Genomic DNA, 22438 nt, shown 5'->3' with positions numbered 1-22438 from the left:
AATGAAACTTATGCAAAAGTATAGTAATATAATAAAAAAGAACAGAATATTGCAAATAATTTCGATAATTTTCTTATTTATAGGCTTATCCAGTGTAAACTTTGCTAATGTTTTACCTGAGGAGGTAACTTACTCAACCCCAGTTACTTTTTTACTTTTAGCCTATCGTATTGTTGGATTTTTCGGTCTTGCTTATCTGGCGCTTGTTTTTGTAAAGAATAAAGATATCTGGATGATGCAAGTCACGAGACGTTCGAGGAGAAAAAACAAGCTATTGGACTGGAAAAGGATCCTTGCCGTTCCTTGTATTTTAATTGCGTATTATCTTTTTCATCTTTCGATGATTCTGGTTGAGAATATAAATAATGCAGCTTTTAGCATAGATTATATTTCCTTAAATTTGAATCTTCTTGTCGAGCGGTACTTTCCATTAGCTTTTGTGATTCTTTTAGCTATCGGACTGGTCACACATATACCTGACAGTAAGAAATTACAAAAAGTCTCCAATATTGCGGCAGATATTAAAGTCGAGCATTTTTATATGGCTTTACTGACGAGTGTGGCTTTTCTTGATAATATGACACGACGCTTAGTTTGGAACACAGGCTTCGGACCAGTAAATTCTGCAGGGAATCTACGCTTGGTTTATGTCGCAAATAATATCGTAGGACGTGATGACTTTTTACGTCTTTTCGGAAATTTTCTTTTTGCTTTTATAGTTATTTGTATTCTAAGCTATTTTATTGTTAAAGGGATTCAAGCGTTTAAAGCCAACAAAGTGAACTTTTCATTGGCATTGACAAGCAGTTTACTTTTGGCTATGGTATTCAACTATTTTATCCAAGCATCAATGAAAGTTGAATCAGGACCTATGTTCTATGGTTACGTTGTTGCAGGGATGAGCCTCTTCCAAATCTTAGTTTTAACTTTGATTTTTATGGCTATCTATTTACTACTTAATCGTTACATGATTGCTACAGCAGTTATTATCCTTATCTTTGGAAGTTTCACTGTCGGAAATGCAATAAAATTTTCTGAACGACAAGAACCTGTCTATGTTTCAGAACTTTCATGGTTAATGAATCTTAAGTCTCTGCTCTCTTTTGTTGATTTAAAATTAGTAGCTGTAGCTGCGGCAATACTTTTAGTTCTTGCAGCTCTTGTCATTTTATTAAGCCGAAAATTTTTCAAGGGTAAGATAATGTCTTGGAAAGAAAGAGGATTGACAGCGGTTATTCTTATCGTTCTTGCTTTCCCTTTGGTTCAAAACTTCCGAAATTTTACTTCTCCAGATAAACAGATAAATGTGCCGGTATTAACACAATATATTAAAGTTTCAAATGGAGACATTTTATGGAAAGGCTCACCTAATATTGCGCGTGCCAAGTCCCTTTCCTATGTTTGGGTGAAGCAAATATTTGGTAAAGCGATGGATGAGCCAGAAGGTTACAGTCAAGCCAAAATACAAGAGATTGTTGAAAAGTATAGCGATGAAGCGGAGAAAATCAACAAAAATCGCTCCTCGCACATCACGGATCAAACGGTTATTTATCTTTTAAGTGAATCCTTATCAAATCCCAACCGTGTCCAAGGCGCAACTTTATCAGAAAATCCGTTGAAAAATATTGATGAAATTAAGGCAAATGCAACCGGTGGTTTGATGTATTCAAATGGATTTGCTGGTGGAACTGCCAATATGGAAGCACAAACTTTAAGTGGACTTCCGAAAGTTAATTTTTCAAGTAATATTTCTACGATTAATTCTGATGTTTTTCCAAGCATGCCGTTTATTCCTTCTATTTCGAATTACTTCCCAAATAAGATTGCGCTTCATCCAGAAAATGCAACCAATTATAATCGTAATTCAATCTATAGTAAACTTGGTTTCGATCATTTCTATGCGCTCTCGGGCACAGACAAAGCTGATTTATTAACTAACCAAGAAACACTCGATGGCAAGGTTTCAGATGCTCAAACTTATAGAGATGTTTTAGAGAAAATTGATCCCTCTAAATCACAATTCTTTAGTGTTTTGACCATGCAAAATCATATGCCATATACGAGCTATTCTGGTTCCTCTACTATCACAGCTTCAGGTGAAGGTTATTCTGAAGCTCAAAATAAACTTCTGGAGAATTATGTTCGTAAGATTTCGGATACAGATAAGGCAACCAAAGAATTCTTGACAGAACTTGAGAAGATTGATAAAAAAATTACTCTGGTTTTCTATGGCGACCATTTGTCAAATGTCTTTCCTTCTGACTATGCTGGCTTCAAAGAGGATCCACTAAATGCTTATAAGACAGATTACTTCATCTGGACCAATAAAGGAAACACTACCAATAAACAAGTGGACTTAAGTTCAGCAACCTTTACGCCAGCTTTATTTGAAGCAACAGGCTCCAAAGTTTCACCTTACTATGCTCTCTTGTCAGATGTGATGTGGGAAGTTCCGGCAGCTTATAACTCGCCTCTATCTTCAACAGTAACCTTGACAGAAGAGCAAAGCAAACGCATGGAAGATTTGAAGTTGGTACAATATGACTTAACCTCTGGTAAACATTATTTGAAAGAAGATTCTCCTTTCTTCAAATTGGAAAAATAAAAAGCGCTTCAAGGAGTGCTTTTTTATTGGTTCTTTTGATGCTAAAAAAAATTTAAAAAAAATAAAAAAGGTAAGCATTTACATCTTTAAAAGTATGATATAATAGTCAAGTTATATATTCAGGCGAGTTAAGACAAAGATTTTTTCGCCTGTAACTGAGCTTTCGAGCTTGGTCGTCATATTTGCCAGTGGCAAATTTAGAAAATTATAGGTGAAACAATTGAAATTCAACGAACTCGGCCTTTCAGAAGGCATTGTCGAGACGCTTACAGCTATCGGTTATGAGCAACCAACGCCAATCCAAGAGCAAACGATCCAACTCGCGCTCTCAGGACGTGACGTTCTTGGACAAGCTCAAACAGGTACTGGTAAAACAGCCGCTTTTGGCCTTCCAACAATCGAAAAAATTAATCCAGAAAATAAAGCGATTCAAGCTCTTGTAATCGCCCCAACACGTGAACTTGCAGTTCAAGGACAAGAAGAACTTTTCCGCTTTGGTAAATCTAAAGGGCTTAAAGTCCGCACTGTTTTTGGTGGTTCAAGCATCGAAAAACAAATCAAAGCTTTGCGCTCAGGTGCTCATATCGTTGTGGGTACACCGGGACGTATGGTTGACTTGCTCAAACGTAAAGCGCTTGACCTCTCACATCTTGAAACATTGATTCTTGATGAAGCAGATGAAATGCTTAACATGGGCTTCCTTGAGGATATCGAATTCATCATCGGCAAAACACCAGCAGAACGTCAAACATTGCTCTTCTCAGCAACTATGCCAAATGACATCAAAAAAATCGGTGTCAAATTCATGAAGAATCCAGAGCATATCAAAGTTGCGGCTAAAGAAATGACTGCTGATCGTATCGATCAATACTTTATCAAGACAAAAGAATTTGAAAAATTTGATGTCTTGACACGTCTGCTTGATGTTGAACGTCCAGAACTTGCTATTGTCTTTGGACGTACAAAACGTCGTGTGGATGAAATCACACGTGGTTTGAAATTACGTGGTTATCGTGCTGAAGGTATTCACGGTGACTTGGACCAAAACAAACGTTTACGCGTTTTACGCGATTTCAAAGGTGGCCACTTGGATATCTTGGTTGCTACTGACGTTGCAGCCCGTGGACTTGACATCTCAGGTGTAACCCACGTTTACAACTATGACATTACCCAAGACCAAGAAAGCTATGTTCACCGTATCGGTCGTACAGGTCGTGCCGGTAAGTCAGGTCGTTCTGTAACCTTCGTTAGTTACAATGAAATGGGTTATCTCCGTGCCATTGAAAAATTGACCAAGAAAGAAATGAAGGGCATGCGTCCACCAACAAAAGAAGATGCTTATCAAGCCAGTCTTTCTGTTGCCATGGATGAAATCAAACGTGACCTCCAAGACGGTAGCCTTAAAGGCAAGTTGACAAAATTTGATGCTGATGCAGAACAGCTCATGGCAGAATACGATGTCAAAGAATTGGTTGCTATGCTTATCCAAAGCCGTGTGAAAGACCCTGACACAATGCCAGAAGTCCAAATCACAGCAGAACGCCCATTGCCATTTAATGGTGAAGGCAAAGGCTTCAAGGGCAAAGGTAAAGGCGGCAACAAAGGTGGCGGTCGTTATGGACGTGATCGTAACAACAACCGCGGCGGCCGTGGTGGCGATCGTGATGGCAAGGGCGGTTACCGTGGCAAAGGCGGCGACCGCGACGACAAGAAACGCAACTGGCGTGATCGTGACGATAAAAAACGTGACTACTATAAAAAAGACCGTAAACCAAAAACACAAGGTAGCGAAAAACAAGCTGGCTTCGTAATGCGTAATCGCGGCGATAAATAAATAGAAAAAACGCTCAAAACGGCATTTGAATAGCTGTCTTGAGCGTTTTTTTTAGAACGAATATGAAAAAAGGAAAAGTAAAGCAGTATTTGAGGATATGTCATGACAATGTTATAATAATGTCATAGCCAAGTGAGCTTAATTACCTTGCTTGTCTTGTAAGTCTGCCGAATGGAAACATTGTAATAGTCCTTTGACAATTCCGAAGAGCGGAGGAACGTTTATAATGATAGAAAGGACAGCTGGAAATGTTTGTCGTTTATATTGCTTTGGCAATAGCGATTATTTTAAAAGCTTGGGGTCGGTTTAAAATTGATTCTTCTATAGCTTTTAGAATAAGAAAAGCGCCTCGTAAGAAGCGCTAAAACGTCAAATGTTTCCGAAGACTTACGCTGGGAGCTACGGCAATAGCTCTCAGCTTTTATTTTAGTATATCAAAACGTGTAAATAAAGTCAATAAGAGCAGCTACAACTGTGGCAGAGAGAACATTTCCAACTCATAGAGAAGTACCCGAAAACAAAAACGCAAATTTATGAGAGCCAAAAAAGGCTCTCATTTTTTTTTTTTTTTCATAAACCTCACATATCTTTTTTATTTTCAATGTTAATTTTATATAATTGTTATGTAACTAAAATGTAACTATATGAATATTGGAAATGCCATATATATATCTGTAACTCAAAATTTATATGAAGAGAGAAATCATACTTTGGATAGAAAGGAGGAAAGGAATGGACAAGACACCCTACCCGCTCGATACGCTGAAAAGTTGGGACCTGAGTGGTGGCGGCAAGTTTACCTTGGATGCTCTGGAATTTTCACCGGGCATCCAAGAACTTCTCGATGAAGTGGAACTCATCCTCTCAGCCAGCGAAGCACGGCTGAAGGATGCCCCATCAGAATCAGCCCCATCAGAATCAGCCCCATCAGAATCAGCCCCATCAGAATCAGCCCCATCAGAATCAGCCCCATCAGAAATCTTGCGCAACAAAAGTCCGGCAGTTGTGCCAGATGTTACCGGCACAGCCCAGGACCAGACGTTTGCAGCTACAGCGATAGAAAAGGATGTGGCGCAGGTTGAGCCTGAAAAGCCTTACCATTGTTACACCGCCTTTCCCCAAGAGGCAAGGCGCTATCCGACATTGGTCGTCAGTCAAATGACGGTATCGCCGGCGGCGCGCTCGGAGTTTTATCATCGGCACAGTCCGCAGCTGGCTTTTGAGGACTATGGCAGTAACCATCCGGCAAAGCCCAAATCCAAAGGCGCCAGCCTTGTGAGCAATGCTTTCTTCTACCTCATCATCATCGTGCTTTTGGTCTTTGTCGAATCACGCTTGATCTTGCAGGATGAAGCCAGCAAGCCCATCAATATCGGTGGCTTTTCACCTATGACTGTATTGTCTAACTCTATGCGTAGCGTTTATCCACGAAATACCTTTCTCCTGACTCGACAGGTGGATGCCAACACACTAGATATCGGCGATGATATTACCTTTATCACCGAGTCCGATCGTGTGGTGACCCACCGTATCACAGGCATTGAGGAAAATCATCTGCGGACCCGCGAGCGCGGTTTCACGACCCAAGGGACGGATAACCAGCGCGAAGATGCCGACATGGTCCATGCCAGCAACATCATCGGGCAGGTTATCTTCTCCAGCTATCCGCTAGGGCGCGCCATTCACTTTATCCGGAATAATATCATCGTGTCTGTAATCGTCATGCTGATTGCAACCTTGTTACTCCATGAGATTATCAACTATACCCTTTTGGCAATTAAGCAGCGCAAGCTCAAAAAGAAAAAAAGTGGACGACAGGCGCGCGATGTGACAGAAAGTGAGGTGCGGATACATGAAACAGCGCACTAGGCTTTGGGTCAAAACGGCTTTGCACAAGCGTCCTCTCGCCGGCAAAGTCTGTCCGAAAAGCCTGCGCTTTCTGCGGCGCTACAAGAAAAGGCACATCATCTCCGTCCTCCTCCTGCTGGCATTAAGTCTTAGTGTGAGCGGTACTTTCGCCTTTGCCAACTTTGGCCAGTCGGTGCTGGGGATAACCTCTCATCAAGCACCGCCCGGTGCGCGCCTGCATGATGACTTTGAGGGCTTTGCCCATCTGACACAAGGCGCAGGCAAAGTAAACAAAGACATCTATGTCGAAAACTTCTCCTCTAGAGAAATCTTGGCGCGGGTGCGCCTGAGCGAGTACATGGAGCGCGGACAGGGCGCAGGCAACGATACAGGCAACCAAGCGACACCACTCGAAGGTGCCGGCTTAGAGCAAGCCACGTTGAGCGACCCCAGCTCTTGGGCGATCGTCAAACCCGAGCGCGATAGCAACTCTGCGTTAGCCGACTATGTCACGCTCCATCTGGGCGATGACAATAGCCGTCCGAAAATCTTCATGCCAACCTTTAACCAAAACAATCACAGTGCCGAGTCCAATACTACAGGATACGGACGTGAAGGGCAGTCAGGAGCCTTCAATACCGTCCTAGGGATAACCATGCCCGGCACGCACGACCAGTGGACTGAGGGACAAAAGCATACGTCCACCTTACGCACTTGGGACAAGGCAGCAGAGGAGGAAGTATTGATACCTGAGGTGACCCATGTGGCACAGGCAACGGTCCAGTCCCAGTATGGTGGCTACATGACCATGACGGACTGGCAGAACGCAGGCGAGCCGACAGGCAACTTCTGGGTACATGATGCTAACGGCTGGCTTTACTGGGCGACATGGTTGCCTGAGCGGACAGCCACAAGTCTCCTGCTGGATGCTTTGGATGTGGACTTTGACACTAAGGATACCTATTACGGGCTCTATGCCGAGTCCGACATGGCAACAGCCGAGGATTATGCCGAGGAGTGGACAGGCGTGTCTCCCTCAGCAAGAAAACTCCTCGACAAAATCACCAACTAAAGGAGGATATCATCAAACTGAAAAATATCGTTTCCCTAAGGTTTCAAAAACAAGAAGAAAAATAAAAATAGAAAAGGAATTATGATTTTATGAAAGATAGAACCAAAAAACTCATCAAGATCGGGGGCCTCGCCGCAGCGCTTGCCCTGATCGGCGGCACCTTCGCCTAAAGCGTCCTCAATATCACGGAAGATACCAACCGTCCGCAGTACGGGGCACGTGTCCATGACTACTTTGACGATGAGTCAGGCAACAAGGACGTCTTCTTTGAAAACTTTGGACAAGACCCTGTCTTTGTCCGTGTGCAGCTGAAAGAACTCTTCCTGCGTAATGGTATCCCACTCAATAACTATGGTGAAAACGACCCAAGCATTAATGCAACAGCTCCAGAAACTTGGCCTGTTTGGCATGCTGGGGTAGATGGAAGTAATAACTTGACAGGAGCGCGTGCTGATGTCGAATTTGATGGACCTACTGGTACTGAGTTTGACACTCATTTCCTGAATCAATATTTCCACTTGAATCTCGGACAGGGACATGATGATGGCAACCCAGCTCGTCCATGGTTCATGCCAACCTTTAACATGGTTCCAGAAAATCAGACAACTGCCGCTGCAGGTCGCGCGCTTGACGGTGAGATAGCAGGTGCCACTCACCCAGGTGAGGGTACAGCTAACTTCTGGAGCTCAGGAGATGTAGCCTATGCACTCAGGAATGATGATGACGAGCTTATTTTGGAAACAGACGAGGAAGAACAACACTCGACACGTCAAGTTCTTGAGCAGGAGCGTGCCCCAATATCTATGGCAGCGTGGCAAGCGCTACCCGAAAACCAACGAGTTGGTAAATACTGGGTTGTTGAGCCTGAGACAGGCTGGGCTTACTGGGCAGACTTATTGATGGGTGCGACACCGGGTAACGCCGACGGTGGTGAAGCGACAAGCTTCTTCATCGACAGCAAAGCCCCACAAGCTGCACTGGGAGACATTCGTGTCGACTGGACCTATAAACTCAATGTTTTTGGGGAGTGGGAACCAGCTACAGAACAAGGTGTAGTTAATTTTACTGAAGATCGCGATATTCATACTGCCGGTGAACGAGTACTCGTTGAAATGATTTGGAACTATCATAACAACAACAACTAAAAAAACATAAAAACGACCACAACACAAAGTCGTTTTGACCCACAAGATTACTAAAGAAAGGAGGACAGGTTTTGAGCAAATTCCAGCAGATTTTTCGCGGACTGGTAGCTAAACGCCCTGTCCTCTTTTCGTTGCTTTGCTTGCTGCTGCTTGCCACAGGGATAACAGGAACCTGGGCATGGAGCAGCGGCAGACAAAGCGCCATCAATGACGGACAGGTCCAGACCGCCAAGCGCACCGTCCAGCTGCTCAAGCTGGAGCGGGATACAGAGGGCAACACGACCGATAGCCCTGTCCCCGGCGCTGACTTTGCCCTCTATGCAATAACTCAGCAAGACCCTGAGCTTTATGAGCAGGTCGTACTAGAGGACGAAGCGCTCTGGACCACTGATGTAGACGGGCGGATAAGTCTTGCCTTGCCACCGGGGCGGTATTTCTTCCGTGAAGTCCGTCTGCCTTATGGCTTTGCGCCCGATAAGGATCAGCAAGGACAGGAGCTAAGGCGCTACGACTTCACGGTCGAGCCCAGCACGCCCAACGGCTCTACGGTCGTGACCGCCTACAATCGCTGCCTCTCAGGCGACCTCATCATCGAAAAGACACTGGAAAACGACGACGGACGTGAGCTTTCCGAGCTGCAGCGTGCGCAAATCTTTGAATTTCGTGTGACCTTCTCTGATGGGGGAACGTACAGCTACCAGATCAATGGCGAGGGCGAGGAACATCAGCTGGCTTCAGGCGAGACATTGAAGCTCCGCCACGGACAGCGTGCGGTCTTTAGCGCTCTGCCTGTAGGCCTACATTATGAGGTGGAGGAAGTTGGCTTCCAGTATGGGCAAGCCGATAATACCTCAGGCAATATCAACCATGAAGAACCCTCTGTTGTAGCCTTTACCAACTTTGGCAAAACACGCACGCTTGACATTGAGAAGGAAGTGATAAACTTTGACGGCTCTGAGGTGACCGAGGAGCAAAAGCTACTGGAGTTTGAATTTACCATCCAACTTACCGATGTGCCAGAAGATACCAGCTTCCGCTACACCACCAACCGCTACCAAATCGACGATGATCCGGAGAATGACGACGACATTCGTGAAGGCAAGCTTGCGCATGGCGACACGATCAAGCTCCGTCATGGCGAGATTCTCACTATCCATGACTTGCCCATCGGTACTTCCTATAAGGTCAGCGAGTCAGGCAGGGAAGACTTTGTCTCTGAGACAGAGTATGTCCGTGGAGAGATAGTGGCAGATACCGCGAGCAACCGCCATCTCTTCCGCAATATCTATCAGCCTGACGGTCAGTTGCCAAGCTTTACAGCACTTGCCTTTACCAAAATCGTCGACTCAGATGATCCTGCCGATCTCAAAGAATACTTTGAGTTTGAGGTGACACTTGAACCTCATGAAGGGCAGACTTTCCAGTACAGGATTATTGAAGGCGATGAAGAAGGGGACTTAATCGACTTCGTCTCAGGCGATATTATCCGTCTGCGCCACGGTCAGAAAGCCCTCTTTCAGGATTTGCCACCGGGCTTGACCTACAGGTTGCGCGAAATTTCCACCGACCCTTATATCGAAGCCCTACAAGAAATCAAAGGGCACACGGTCAATGTGCCCAAGGAAGAGCAAGTCGACAAGGTGCATAAGACGGAAAAGACTGTCGAGATGGAAACTAATGATGATGCGGATGATTCTGATGACTCTGACGAAGTTCCTGCTGATAATAACGACTTGCATGTCGTGCGTTTCCCCAACTACCGTATCCCGACCGAGCGCGCCAAGTTGATTTTGCAAAAGCTTGTCGAAGGTGTGGGTTATGATGCGGGGCATGAGTTTGTGTTTGACCTTTATATCAACGATGTCAAAGACCGGGAGATTCGCCTGCGCAGTGGCGAGAGTTCTGTACCTATCGAGCTGGAGCTGGGCGATCGTTGGCGAGTGGTCGAGCATGACAGCTTTGATGCGGGCTTCAGCCAGCAGAGTATTGAGTATGGCACAGGAAGCGTGGAGCAGGGGCATCTCGACCGCAATGTCTATGTCCGCCAAACCAACCGCTATCTCCGCTCAAGCCTTTCCCTTTCAGGACAAAAGACTTGGGAAAAACCTGACAGTGTGCAAGTGCCTGAGCAAATCACGGTGCAGCTCCTACAAGACGATAGGGTCGTCCGTCAGACCGATGTGACCGGTTCAGAGTGGACTTACCGCTTCGAAAATTTGCCCAAGTTTGACGAGGCGGGCGAGGAGATAGACTATCGTATTCGCGAAGTGCCAATCTCTGGCTGGCAAACCCAAACTAAGGCGGGGTCTATCGATCTGCATAACACATGGATACCGCCAGTTAAGGCGCAGTTAGAGATTGAAAAACGCCTGACAGGCGATCCTGCACCACAGGACGAACGCTTCAGCTTTATCATGAATCCGGGTGGGCAGACGGTGCATATCACCAATAGCGGGCGCGTTTCTTTTCCTCAGGTTTCTTTGGACCGAGCGGGAACTTTTGAGTTTACGGTCCATGAAAAACGTGGAAATACTTTGGGCTGGACCTATGACAATGCAGAGTATACCTGGCATGTACAAGTGGAGCAAGCTCTAGATGGCAAGCTGAGCTTAGGTAAGCAATGGCTGAGCAAAAACGGGCAAGCGTTTGAGGGCTTACGGCCGGTGTTCATCAACCATTTTGACAGGCGCGCCTTGCTGGGTGAAAGCTTGGATATTCCGGTGAAAAAAGTTTGGGAACATAAGGAACTCACGCCTGACTTGCAGCCGCAGTCCATCATTGTTCAGCTCTTTGCAGGTCAGGAGGAAGTCAGCCGGAAACAGCTCAGTCAAGCGAGCGACTGGCAGGCGGTTTTCCAAGATGTGCCACGCTTTGATGCAGAGGGCAAGGAGATTGTCTATCAGGTTAAAGAGCTGGCTGTCAATGGCTATGAGACAAAGATAAGCGGCAATGCACGGAAGGGGTTCACCATTCGCAACACTTATGTGGGCATGAAGCAACCGCCAAGCCAAGCGCCTCCAGCAGACAAACCACCGACCACGGAGCGCTTGCCAGATGTTGGCGATACGCTGGCAGTTGGTGCGGTTCTCCTAGGACTTATCTTCCTACGGGTTGCTTACCAACTCTATAAGAGGAGCAGAAGCTAAACAAAAAACAGAGCAAGTGAGGACTTGATCCGTTTTTTAATGGTGTGCCAAATATGGCTTACTGACTGCCAAGTTTTTAGAGCGGTAAAATTCCGTGGAGACAGGCTTTGCAGGGCTTCCCGAGGGGAATAGAAGCACAAGTGAGAAGGAAAAGCGCTCTTTTTAAGACGCAACGTCTATGCTATAATGAAGCTGAGAGAGTTTTAAGCGGTTGGCTTAGTATAGAAAGAGGGGTGATGCCGATGATACAGGGCAATTCCCTATCAAACTAGAAAGGCTAGATTTTTTGAGTATTTCCGACAGCTTAAGCTTGATGCTCGCCTTTGCGGGCTTCATCCTGATGCTGCTCCATCTCATTATCGAGATAATAAAGAATACAAAAAAATAGACCGCTAACTTTTGGAGAGTTCGGTCTATTTTTATTATAACATTAGCCATACCTTATATCAAGAGAGTTGAAAACAAGTTTTAAAACATTAAAGGACTAGATGGGCATATCTGCCCATAGCTAAAGCAGACAACTTAGATTTAAGATTTCTCTATGCTAGAATGATAGGGTAGAAGTAAAAAGACGGTAGCCTGATTGGAGGTGATGCCATGGTTTTGGTAATCTCTCATAAAACATGAAAGGCGAAAGGTTTGTCAATATTTGAGACTTTAATGTTTGCTCTTGCATTTGCAACGCTGATGTTAAAAATCAATGATAGAAACAAAAAATAACTGTCATTATACTTTTAGCTGAGTATGACAGTTATTTAAACTAAATATTGGCTACCGTTCTTAAAACGGCTACAGGGGACTTGTTAGCGCAAGTCCTTTTCTTATTTTTATTATAGCATGAGCTATACTTAATATCAAGGCACTGAAAACTTTCTCTTTTCCCTCAAGAAAGTATAGAAGAGGGAGAATATAAGGCTAAAATATGGTAGAATAGCACTATGACAAATAATACTTTTAAATCAGGATTTGTAGCCATTTTAGGCCGTCCCAATGTTGGAAAATCAACATTTCTAAATCATGTGATGGGCCAAAAGATAGCGATTATGAGCGACAAGCCGCAAACGACACGGAATAAAATTCAAGGAATTTATACGACAGATAAGGAACAAATTATCTTTATCGATACACCGGGTATCCATAAACCGCATAATGCGTTGGGCGATTTTATGGTGCAGTCTGCCTATTCTACGCTTCGTGAGTGTGATATGGTCCTTTTCATGGTTGCTGCTGACGAGCCGCGCTCGACGGGTGAAAACATGATTATTGAACGCCTGAAAACAGCAGATGTTCCTGTTATTTTGGTGGTCAATAAGATTGATAAAGTTCATCCAGATGCCCTTTTTGAAACTGTTTCAGACTATACTTCGCAAATGGACTTTGCAGAAGTTGTGCCAATTTCGGCACTTCAAGGTAATAACACGGAGCGTTTGCTGGAAACATTGAGTAGCAAGCTTGAAGAAGGTCCTCAGTATTTCCCAGAAGACATGGTGACCGATCATCCGGAACGCTTCTTGGTTAGCGAAATGATTCGTGAAAAAATTCTTCTTTTGACACGTGAAGAAGTACCGCACAGTATTGCTGTAACGACAGATTCGATGAAACGTGATGAAGAAACAGGGAAAATTCATATTATGGCAACAATCATTGTCGAACGTAAGAGCCAAAAAGGAATAATCCTCGGTAAAGGCGGCGATATGATTCGTAAGATTGGAAAATTGGCCCGCCGTGATATTGAGTTGATGCTTGGTGATAAAGTTTATCTTGAAACATGGGTCAAGATTAAAAATGACTGGCGCGACCGTAAGATGGATTTATCCGACTTTGGTTACAAGAAAGAAGATTATATGTAAAAGTTGGCTCGTTTGAGCTGCTTTTTTATTATATCGAAAAAACCAATATAATCTATTGATTTTAATAAGGAAATAGACTATAATATTGATAGGTTCAATATTTGATGGGTGGGAAGAGCTCCGGCTTTTGCATGAGTGTGCTGTACTCTCCATTTATTAGACCCAATAATTAGGATAGGATGCTGCAAACAGATGCCAGAGTTACCAGAAGTCGAAAATGTACGCCGAGGCTTGGAAAAGCTGGTGAGAAATAAAAAAATATTGGAGATTGAAAGTTCATATCCACGAATGGTTTTAACAGGATTCGAGGAGTTAAAAAAAGAACTTGAAGGTCAAGTCATCAAAGATATCCAGCGCCGTGGCAAGTACTTGCTTTTTGATTTTGGTCAGTGGACCTTGATTTCCCATTTACGTATGGAGGGGAAATACCGGGTAGAACCGCTGGAGTTTGTCAAGCAAAAGCACGATCATCTCTTTGTCAAGTTTTCAGATGCGACACTTGTTTATGCTGATGTCCGCAAGTTTGGCACCTGGGAATTATTGAAAAGTCAGGATGTTGAACGTTATTTCCTTTCGAAAAAGATTGGCCCAGAGCCAAGCTTTGAAACCTTTGATGAGAAGATTTTTGCTGAAAAACTAAAGAAATCGAAAAAGAAGATAAAACCTTATCTTTTAGACCAGACTTTAGTTGCTGGGCTAGGGAACATCTATGTTGATGAGGTACTTTGGCGCTCACAAGTGCATCCTGAAATGCTGGCTTCAGCCTTGAGCGATGTTCAAATTCACCGCATTCACGATTATACGATTGAAGTCCTCCAAACGGCAGTTGAACGTGGGGGATCCAGCATTCGGACGTATAAAAATGCGATGGGTAAAGAAGGAAGTATGCAGGAGTTACTTATGGTTTATGGCAAGCAAGGACAGCTTTGTCCACATTGCCAGCAAGCAGTGATTGAAAAGATAAAGGTCGCAGGACGCGGTTCACATTTTTGCCCATATTGTCAAAAAGTAGAGTGAAAACTTCAATTTTTTACGTACTAAAATATGCGGTGCAATCAGTTTCAAACAAAATTAAAAATGCTATAATATAAAGAGCAAGAGATTAACGGAGAAAATAATGGCTACAAAGAAAAAGAAAAAATTAGAAGATATCACAAAAAAATATGGTGCAGAACGTGAAAAAGCCTTAAAAGATGCGCTTGACCTTATCGAAAAAGATTTTGGTAAAGGTTCTTTGATGCGTTTGGGTGAAGCAGCGAGTCAAAAAGTTCAAGTCACAAGTTCAGGAAGTTTGGCTTTGGATATTGCACTTGGTGCCGGTGGTTATCCTAAAGGTCGTATCATCGAAATCTACGGTCCAGAAAGTTCTGGTAAGACTACGGTTGCGCTGCATGCGGTTGCTCAAGTGCAAGCTGAAGGTGGTATTGCTGCCTTTATCGATGCGGAGCACGCTTTGGATCCCGTCTATGCTGCAGCGATTGGTGTCGACATTGACCAACTTCTTTTGTCACAACCTGACTATGGTGAGCAAGGCTTGCAAATTGCTGAGAAATTGATTGAATCTGGTGCAGTGGACCTTGTTGTTGTCGACTCTGTTGCTGCTTTGACACCACGTGCCGAAATTGACGGTGAAATCGGAGATTCGACAGTTGGTTTGCAAGCACGTATGATGAGTCAAGCCATGCGTAAGCTTGCTGCAGGCATCAACAAAACAAAAACAACAGCGATCTTTATCAACCAATTGCGTGAAAAAGTCGGTGTTATGTTTGGTAGCCCAGAAACAACGCCTGGTGGTCGTGCTTTGAAATTCTATGCTTCTGTACGTTTAGACGTTCGTGGTAGCACAAAAATCGAAGAAGGCTCTGGTGACAACAAAACAGCCATTGGTAAGTTGACGAAGATTAAAGTTGTTAAAAACAAAGTTGCGCCACCATTTAAAGTTGCTTTAGTAGATATCATGTTTGGTGAAGGTATTTCTAAAACAGGTGAACTCTTAACAATTGCCGTTGAAGAAGGTATTGTGAAGAAAGCAGGTGCTTGGTTCTCTTATAATGACGAAAAGATCGGTCAAGGTGCGGAGAAAGCGAAAGCCTTCCTTAAAGATAATCCTGAAATTTTCAATGAAATCGACCGTAAAGTACGTCAAAATCACGGTTTGATTGAAAGTGATGAAGAAAATGAAAAAGAAGATGCTAAACCAGCAAAAGCAGATGAAAAAGTAAAGGTTGAAGCTGCTGGAGTGGAAGAAATCGAGCTTGAATTAGAATAAATAAAAAAACTTCTGTATTCAGAAGTTTTTTTATTTATAGGTCAACTGTTTTTTCTTTACGGAGATAAGAAATAATCCCGAAGACGACGATCCAGATTGCTGAACCAATCGCTGGTATACGTGTATCTTTGAAGAAGAAGAGGGAAATAAAGATTAAGGCAAATGCGACGATAGTCACTGGAACTAATACGTTCGGCATTGGAACCTTAAAGCCGTCTTCGAGATACTCACTTGATTTTCTATATTTTGTATAAGCAATCAAGGTCATGATATAAACGATCAAGAAGAGATTAGTCGCAACACTTGTGATAAAGACAAAGCCGTTAGACACACCAGGAATAAGTGAGATAAATGGGGCTAAGAAGATTAGTGCTGCTGTGAAGAAAAGGGCATTTGTTGGGATACCATTTTTCGAAAGTTTTGTGAAGGGCTGTAATGCTTTGTCTCCGTGTAATTTTGAAAGAGAGAAAAGATTACGTGTAGTTGAGAAAAGTGCTGAATTAAGCGCTGAAGCTGCAGAAGTCAAGACGACAAAGTTAATCACTGCTGCTGCCCACTTGAAACCAATAAGGTCAAAGACCATAACGAATGGAGACTGATCTGCAGGAATATCTGTCCAATGATAGATAGACATAATTGCAGTGAGTGCTCCGATATAGAAGATTAAAATACGAATCGGAATTTGATTAATTGCTTTTTTAAGTGTTGGACGTGGATCCAAGGTTTCAGCAGCGGTCATTCCGATAAATTCCATCGCAACAAAGGCAAACATTACCATTTGGAAGCTTCCGATGAAGTTTGTAATGCCATTAGGGAAGAAGGAGAAGTCCTTCGTCACATTGCTAAGGCTAACTGTTGTACCATCTGCTTGAAAGCCACTGAAGGCCATGATGATGGCAGTAACAATCAAACCAACGATAGCAACGATCTTTATCATTCCAAACCAAAACTCTGTTTCACCGAAGAATTTAGCATTGAGTGTGTTTAAAGCAGTTAAGGCCAAGAGGATAACGGTTTCGGTAAGCCAGACAGGAACACTTGGTAACCAGAACTGGATGTAGACCCCGACAGCGGTTAACTCAGCCATAGCCATAAAGATAACAACAAGCCAATAAGACCATTGAATAAAATATCCGGCCTTGTTGCCTAGATAGTGACTGACGAAGTTAAGGAAAGAGTGTTGCTCAGGATCCATATAAAGCATTTCACCGATTGCACGGAGCAAGATGAACATCAAGGTACCAATAATGATATAAATCAAAAGAATGGAAGGCCCGGTCATACTGATAGATTGACCTGCTCCTAAGAAAAGACCTGTTCCGATAGTTCCTGCTATTGCAATAAGCTGGATGTGACGATTTTTCAGACCTCTCTGGGTCTGATTGTTTTCATTATTCATAAAAACCTTTCTGTAATTTTATGTACAATTATAGACATTATCAGTTAATTATATCTTTTTTGAATTAATTTGGCAAGATGATGTGCTACATGTTTAGAACAGACTTATAAAAAATGTCATTTATGGAAAATGAAAAAACAGAGAAAGTTTACGGAAGAGGGTTGAGAAAAAGCGGTAAAGTTGGTTTTCTGGTATAATAAGGTTATGTTAATCATAAATGAACAGTTGTTTGAAATTGATGATTTAATCGATGAAGTGGTTAAAGATTTTTTGGAATTACCCGAAGTCGCTACTTATCGTGCTTTAAAAAAGGCTTTTGAGGAAGATGAAGACTTACAATCTAAGCTCCGACTTCTTACGGACAATCAGGAGTATATCGCTTTTAGGCCAGAACTGGCTCAGCTCCGAAAAGAAATCCTGCTTAATGAGAAGGTTTATCAGCTTCGCGTAGCTGAAAATGATTTGCAGGAGCTGTTATCCGAGCTAACAAAAGACATCAGTTCAGCAATTTCAGAACACATTTTTGTAGATGAAAATTTACCTTTGAAAGGAGGAAGCCGTCATGGACGCCATCATTGATAAAGAAATATTGACAAAGAAATCGGAAGATAAGACAGTTCGTCCGCTTGAAATGCAAGGGAGAATTGCACTTTTTGTCTATTGCAACTCTTACAAAGGGAACAGACAACTTAGTCACTATGGGGATCTTGGTTATACAAGCCGCAAAGCACATTATAGCTTGCTTTATGTGAATGAAGAAGATGTTTCCGAGACAATCAAGAAACTTAAAGCACTGAAATTTGTGAAACGAGTACGTCCAAGTCATCTGAAAGATCTCAACCAGAATTTCTCTGAAGCTTTTGCGGAGACAAATGAGGTGATTAAAGGACAACTTGAAGCTGCTTTAGGTAAATTGTAATGGAGACAAGACATTATAGACACAGCCTTTAAGGCTCTGTTCTACAAAAAAAACTGCCCTTAGGCAGTTTTTTCAATGTGACGAAGATAATTTTGAATAAGGGCTTGTGAGCAATTTTCGATGTGTAAACATTCAGTGTCGGTATAAATTAAAGTAGAGGGTACTTGGGTAAACTCATTTTTATAAAATTCCTGAGCATTCTTAATCATTTGTTTTTTAGCGAACTGACGATGAGTAATAAAGTCAGCGGTTGTGAGCTTTATTTCGCAGAGAATTTCATGGCGCATTTGATTGTTATAATCCAGTATGCTGAGGTTGTCCAGTCTCTCCTGTAAAGCTAAGATGAATTTTCGCCCATACTTTCGTCCGTGTAGATTTATCGTCAAGAAATCGGAAGAAATTTTTTGGAGGCGGTCAAAGCTCGCGTTGAGATTTTCAATATTTTTGGGAAGTTCACTGTTGTCACGTAATTCTTTAGCTGCAGCAAGTGTAGCTATTGGATAGAGGTACCAGCTGTGCGCATCAAATTCGGAAAATTGATTGAGAATAGGCGTGAAAAAATGATGAATATCATACATGAGAGTTATTGTTTTCCTTGTTAAAATCTTTAATATTATTGTTTATCAGTTGTGTATCCACGTTGTATAGTGTACCAAATTTTATATAGGAGACCAAATTATATGCAAAAAAGTGCTGAAACAGCACTTTTATTGTTTTTTCAGGTGGCGTAAACAGTCCAAGAAGCGTACAACTTTTGATTTTGAAAAACGAAATTCAATATGGTTTTTCTTCAAGAAAGCAAGGAAATCTTTTTTACCTTGTTCACTATCAGTCACTTCTAGCTCCAACTCATAATCAGTATGACCCAGATAGTCATTCTTATCCAGAGCAGCAAGCCCAATAGGGAGATGTTGTTCGTAGCGGATCGTTGTTAAACTCCCAATCAGAGTAATACTCTCCAAATCTACTCCACGCTCAACTAAGATGTCGCAAATTTCACTCAGGTCAGTTTTACCGCAAGTGATACTTTTTTGTGCGAGTAGATATTGTGCTTCTTCAAGTGTAAGGTCGATATTATGTTCGATATTGCCCACTTGTTGAGGGACCTTGAGTGTCATTTCTGCTGAACGATCAAAGGTACGGATACGCAGAGCTAACTTTTTCTTACGCAGTGTAAAATCTTGAGAATCAAGATAGTGATTTGTCTGTCGGACAGGAGTGACGTGTGAAAAAAGTGTTTTCAATCGGTCATACTCCGGCATAGAGAGCATCGTCTTATGCTCAATTTCTAAATTTGTTGACATTTTTATGTATAAAAAGATGCTCTGTTTAGATTACTCTTTACAAGATCTCCAAGAGAGGCATCCTCCCTTCTTATTAAAATGATGATTGATCTATTATCTAAAAGTATATCAAAAGGCTGTATCTAAGTAAAGCCAGAAAAGAAGAGGGAGCTCCTTTCTTACGGTCTACAGTGCTATTAAAACAGCATTTTGCTTCTTTTTTGTAGACGTAAATTAGTCAAGCTGTCTAGTGAATGGGGGCGATATATGGTATAATTGAGAAAGACCTGTAATAAAATACAAAGGAGAATTGACCGAGTGTCAATTTGGATAAGCATATGACTGAAAGTACAACAACTGAATTTAACTGGGAAGAATTTCTTGATCCTTATGTCCAAACGGTTGGGGAACTAAAAATCAAACTTCGTGGTGTGCGTAAGCAATTTTTAAAGAAAAAACTTTACTCACCGATTGAGTTTGTCACGGGGCGCGTGAAGCGACGTGATTCGATTCGGAAGAAGGCAGCCATGCGAGGCTACACCCAAGAAACAATCCGAGAAATGGAAGATATTGCTGGTGTTCGTGTCATGGTGCAGTTTGTTGATGACGTCTGGGATGTGTTAGAGCTTTTACGAAAACGTAAAGACTTAAAAATTATCGAAGAGCGGGATTATATTCATAACCAAAAAGCAAGCGGTTATCGTTCATATCACGTGGTTATTGAGTATCCGATTGATATGATTGAGGGTGCCCAAGTTGTGCTTGCCGAAATTCAAATTCGGACCTTGGCGATGAATTTTTGGGCAACAATCGAACATTCTTTAAGTTACAAATATGGTGGTGTAATCCCCGAGGAAGTTCGAGAACGCTTGACTGCTGCGGCGCATATGGCTGCGCAGTTGGATAAAGAAATGGGTGCGATTCGCGAAGATATTCAAGAAGCCCAATTGCTTTTCGATGACCCGCAAGCAAGACTGGACTACAAGAAAGAAAACGGAGAAGACAATGAGCTCTGGTAAAAAGATCTGGTTGGTAGGGAATTCAAGTGAAAAATCACAAAAGACGCTGTTAGAATTAACAGCGCTTTTGCAGTCCAAAAATTTCAGGTTTGAAAAGGAAAACCCAGAAATTGTTATTTCAGTCGGGGGAGATGGCACGCTCCTCAAAGCTATGCACCTCTATGAGGACAAGCTGGATAAAATTCGCTTTGTCGGTGTTCATACGGGACATCTGGGCTTTTATACCGACTTTATGAATACAGATCTTGATAAGGTGGCGCTTGCCCTAGAGTCTGAAACTGCTGAGCATGCTGTTCATTATCCCCTATTACGGATACGTGTGAAATTTCAAGATGGTTCAGAAATGCTGCACTACGCACTGAACGAATCAACGATTCGCCGAACGTCTAAGACTTTAGTTGCGGATATCAGGATTTCGGATTTTCTCTTTGAAAAATTTCGAGGCGATGGCTTATCTGTATCTACACCAACAGGTTCAACAGCTTATAATAAATCTATCGGTGGTGCTGTTTTACACCCTCGTGTGGAAGCTATGCAGATGGCCGAAATAGCTAGTCTTAATAATATTGTTTATCGGACATTAGGGGCACCAATGGTTGTTGCTAAGAAAGACAGTATCATTATCTGTCCAGAAGATGTTGAGGATTACAGTGTTACTGTTGACCAGCTGACCTTCAACTACGAAAAAATTGAAGCCATCGAGTACAGCATGGATGGTAAAACTATCGCTTTTGCAAATTGTGCCCATACAAGCTTTTGGGAACGCGTGAAAAATGCGTTTATCGGTGAAGTCGAATAGCGCTGCTCACACTTTTCAATTGTGTGTAGAGTGTTTCTTGACCTAATTATATTTACAGAGCGAGCAAATATGTTATAATAAAGTTCTGTTCTAGGCAAACTCCGACATATGTTGGAGTTTTTAGATGGAGAAAATTCAGCCATAGAGTTGGAGAACACTTCAGCAGTAAGGTACTCAATGTCAAGATCAGACTTAAAAGGAGAAGTTAAACAGTGGAATTTTCATTTACAAATACAATTGATGGAAGTACGGTAAAGGCCTTACTTAAACGTCATGGCGTTTCCAAACGCTTCCTTTCACATATCAAATTTGACGGTGGTGAAATTTTAGTGAATGGCATGGAGCGTAATGTTCTCTTTCCTTTACAAGTCGATGATGTTGTTACGATAATCACACCTATCGAGCAAGGTACCGATTTATTGATTCCTGAAGATATTGACCCAGAAGTCGTCTTTGAAGACGATCATTATTTGATTGTGAATAAACCTGCAGGACGGACTTCGATTACTGGACGTTTACATCCGACAGGAGCTATGTCTAATATTGTAAAGGGTTATATCGTACGAAAGAAATATGAGGACCAAACGGTACATATCATTACACGCTTGGACCGTGATACGAGTGGCTTGATGATCTTTGCTAAACATAGCTTGGCTCACTCGCTCATCGTGCATCCTAAATATAAGGACAGTGTGACCAAACGCTATTATGCCATTATCCATGCAGACGAGAACTTACCCAAAACAGGTGAAATTAATTTACCTATCGGTCGAGTGGAGACTTCAATCATTGAGCGGCGTGTGCATCCTGAAGGGAAGGAAGCCAGAACAAGTTATGAAGTTGTTGCAGAGAAAAATGGCTTGATGCAGTTAGATGTCGTTTTACATACCGGACGTACACACCAAATTCGTGTTCATTTTTCACATCTAGGGCATATTCTTGTTGGCGACGAACTTTATGGAGGTAATCATGACCTTATTGATCGCCAAGCGCTCCACTGTCATCATTTACAATTTGTCCATCCCTTTACAGACGAATTGATTGATATTGAATTAGAAATGCCTGAAGATATGCAAAAATTGATGCGTGAGTAAAAGCTATGTGCCATTATTGGCCACACAACAATTACGAGCTCAAAAGTATGCTATAAAGCCATTTTTCCTAAAAAAACAATAAAATAAAGCTGAATCTTGTAGGGACACAGCTTTTTCTTTTAGATTCATTTTGAGTTTGGACATGTTATAATAACG

Annotated in this window: 18 protein-coding genes; 15 read left to right on the top strand and 3 right to left on the bottom strand. The window is 42.4% G+C overall.

Annotation, left to right across the window (positions count from 1 at the left end):
* The first annotated feature begins 10 nt into the window (after nt 1–10).
* From BZZ03_RS05660 to recA, 10 genes are all read left to right on the top strand, one after another.
* Nucleotides 11–2605, top strand: coding sequence for an LTA synthase family protein (locus BZZ03_RS05660; RefSeq protein WP_233128962.1), 2595 nt, complete (start codon nt 11–13; stop codon nt 2603–2605).
* A gap of 220 nt (nt 2606–2825) precedes the next feature.
* Nucleotides 2826–4439 (top strand): DEAD/DEAH box helicase, encoded by a 1614-nt coding sequence (locus BZZ03_RS05655; RefSeq protein WP_086582754.1) that lies wholly within the window; start codon nt 2826–2828, stop codon nt 4437–4439.
* 732 nt (nt 4440–5171) lie between these two features.
* Nucleotides 5172–6308 carry a signal peptidase I gene (locus tag BZZ03_RS05650; protein ID WP_086582753.1) on the top strand — a complete coding sequence of 379 codons (1137 nt, stop codon included), beginning with the start codon at nt 5172–5174 and terminating at the stop codon, nt 6306–6308.
* A complete protein-coding gene (locus BZZ03_RS05645; RefSeq protein WP_086582752.1) occupies nt 6292–7359 on the top strand; it encodes a hypothetical protein in 1068 nt (355 codons plus the stop codon). The genes BZZ03_RS05650 and BZZ03_RS05645 overlap by 17 nt, the downstream gene beginning before the upstream one ends.
* A gap of 302 nt (nt 7360–7661) precedes the next feature.
* Nucleotides 7662–8504 (top strand): hypothetical protein, encoded by an 843-nt coding sequence (locus BZZ03_RS05640; protein WP_233128961.1) that lies wholly within the window; start codon nt 7662–7664, stop codon nt 8502–8504.
* A 71-nt stretch (nt 8505–8575) separates the two neighbouring features.
* The gene (locus tag BZZ03_RS05635) at nt 8576–11650 is read left to right on the top strand and encodes a DUF7601 domain-containing protein (protein WP_086582751.1); all 3075 of its coding nucleotides are present in this window, start codon (nt 8576–8578) and stop codon (nt 11648–11650) included.
* Between the two features lie 286 nt (nt 11651–11936).
* On the top strand, nt 11937–12038 hold the full coding sequence (locus BZZ03_RS12420) for a putative holin-like toxin (protein WP_080567271.1): 102 nt from the start codon (nt 11937–11939) through the stop codon (nt 12036–12038).
* A 550-nt stretch (nt 12039–12588) separates the two neighbouring features.
* Nucleotides 12589–13500: a GTPase Era gene (gene era / locus BZZ03_RS05625; RefSeq protein WP_061413835.1), complete on the top strand. Its 912-nt coding sequence runs from the start codon at nt 12589–12591 to the stop codon at nt 13498–13500.
* Between the two features lie 192 nt (nt 13501–13692).
* Entirely contained in the window at nt 13693–14517 is an 825-nt protein-coding gene (mutM, locus tag BZZ03_RS05620) for a DNA-formamidopyrimidine glycosylase (RefSeq protein WP_086582750.1), read from the top strand.
* A gap of 100 nt (nt 14518–14617) precedes the next feature.
* Nucleotides 14618–15769, top strand: coding sequence for a recombinase RecA (gene recA, locus BZZ03_RS05615; RefSeq protein WP_019291389.1), 1152 nt, complete (start codon nt 14618–14620; stop codon nt 15767–15769).
* Nucleotides 15770–15803: 34 nt separating this feature from the next.
* On the opposite strand, the gene BZZ03_RS05610 is transcribed toward recA, so the two are convergent.
* On the bottom strand, nt 15804–17168 hold the full coding sequence (locus BZZ03_RS05610) for an amino acid permease (RefSeq protein ID WP_086582749.1): 1365 nt from the start codon (nt 17166–17168) through the stop codon (nt 15804–15806).
* 204 nt (nt 17169–17372) lie between these two features.
* On the opposite strand from BZZ03_RS05610, the gene BZZ03_RS05605 reads away from it, so the two are divergent.
* Both BZZ03_RS05605 and BZZ03_RS05600 read left to right on the top strand, forming a co-directional pair.
* Entirely contained in the window at nt 17373–17747 is a 375-nt protein-coding gene (locus tag BZZ03_RS05605; protein WP_019291387.1) for a YlbF family regulator, read from the top strand.
* Entirely contained in the window at nt 17731–18087 is a 357-nt protein-coding gene (locus tag BZZ03_RS05600) for a YlbG family protein (protein WP_019291386.1), read from the top strand. The genes BZZ03_RS05605 and BZZ03_RS05600 overlap by 17 nt, the downstream gene beginning before the upstream one ends.
* A gap of 59 nt (nt 18088–18146) precedes the next feature.
* Here BZZ03_RS05600 and BZZ03_RS05595 read toward each other — a convergent pair whose 3' ends face one another.
* Together BZZ03_RS05595 and BZZ03_RS05590 are read right to left on the bottom strand one after the other, a co-directional pair.
* Nucleotides 18147–18665: a hypothetical protein gene (locus tag BZZ03_RS05595; protein ID WP_019291385.1), complete on the bottom strand. Its 519-nt coding sequence runs from the start codon at nt 18663–18665 to the stop codon at nt 18147–18149.
* 129 nt (nt 18666–18794) lie between these two features.
* On the bottom strand, nt 18795–19391 hold the full coding sequence (locus BZZ03_RS05590) for a CYTH domain-containing protein (RefSeq protein WP_003133845.1): 597 nt from the start codon (nt 19389–19391) through the stop codon (nt 18795–18797).
* A gap of 317 nt (nt 19392–19708) precedes the next feature.
* Here BZZ03_RS05590 and BZZ03_RS05585 point away from each other — a divergent pair, with 317 nt between their 5' ends.
* The 3 genes from BZZ03_RS05585 (at nt 19709) to BZZ03_RS05575 (ending at nt 22282) form a co-directional block, all read left to right on the top strand.
* A complete protein-coding gene (locus tag BZZ03_RS05585; RefSeq protein ID WP_019291383.1) occupies nt 19709–20389 on the top strand; it encodes a GTP pyrophosphokinase in 681 nt (226 codons plus the stop codon).
* Nucleotides 20376–21188 (top strand): NAD kinase, encoded by an 813-nt coding sequence (locus BZZ03_RS05580; protein WP_029343532.1) that lies wholly within the window; start codon nt 20376–20378, stop codon nt 21186–21188. The genes BZZ03_RS05585 and BZZ03_RS05580 overlap by 14 nt, the downstream gene beginning before the upstream one ends.
* 212 nt (nt 21189–21400) lie before the next feature.
* Nucleotides 21401–22282, top strand: a complete 882-nt coding sequence (locus BZZ03_RS05575; protein WP_019291381.1) for an RluA family pseudouridine synthase — start codon at nt 21401–21403, stop codon at nt 22280–22282.
* Nucleotides 22283–22438 lie beyond the last annotated feature (156 nt).

Origin of the sequence: Lactococcus petauri, assembly GCF_002154895.1 — a bacterium.
GTDB classification, from domain to species: domain Bacteria; phylum Bacillota; class Bacilli; order Lactobacillales; family Streptococcaceae; genus Lactococcus; species Lactococcus petauri.
This window is presented reverse-complemented; position numbering and strand designations above follow the sequence as displayed.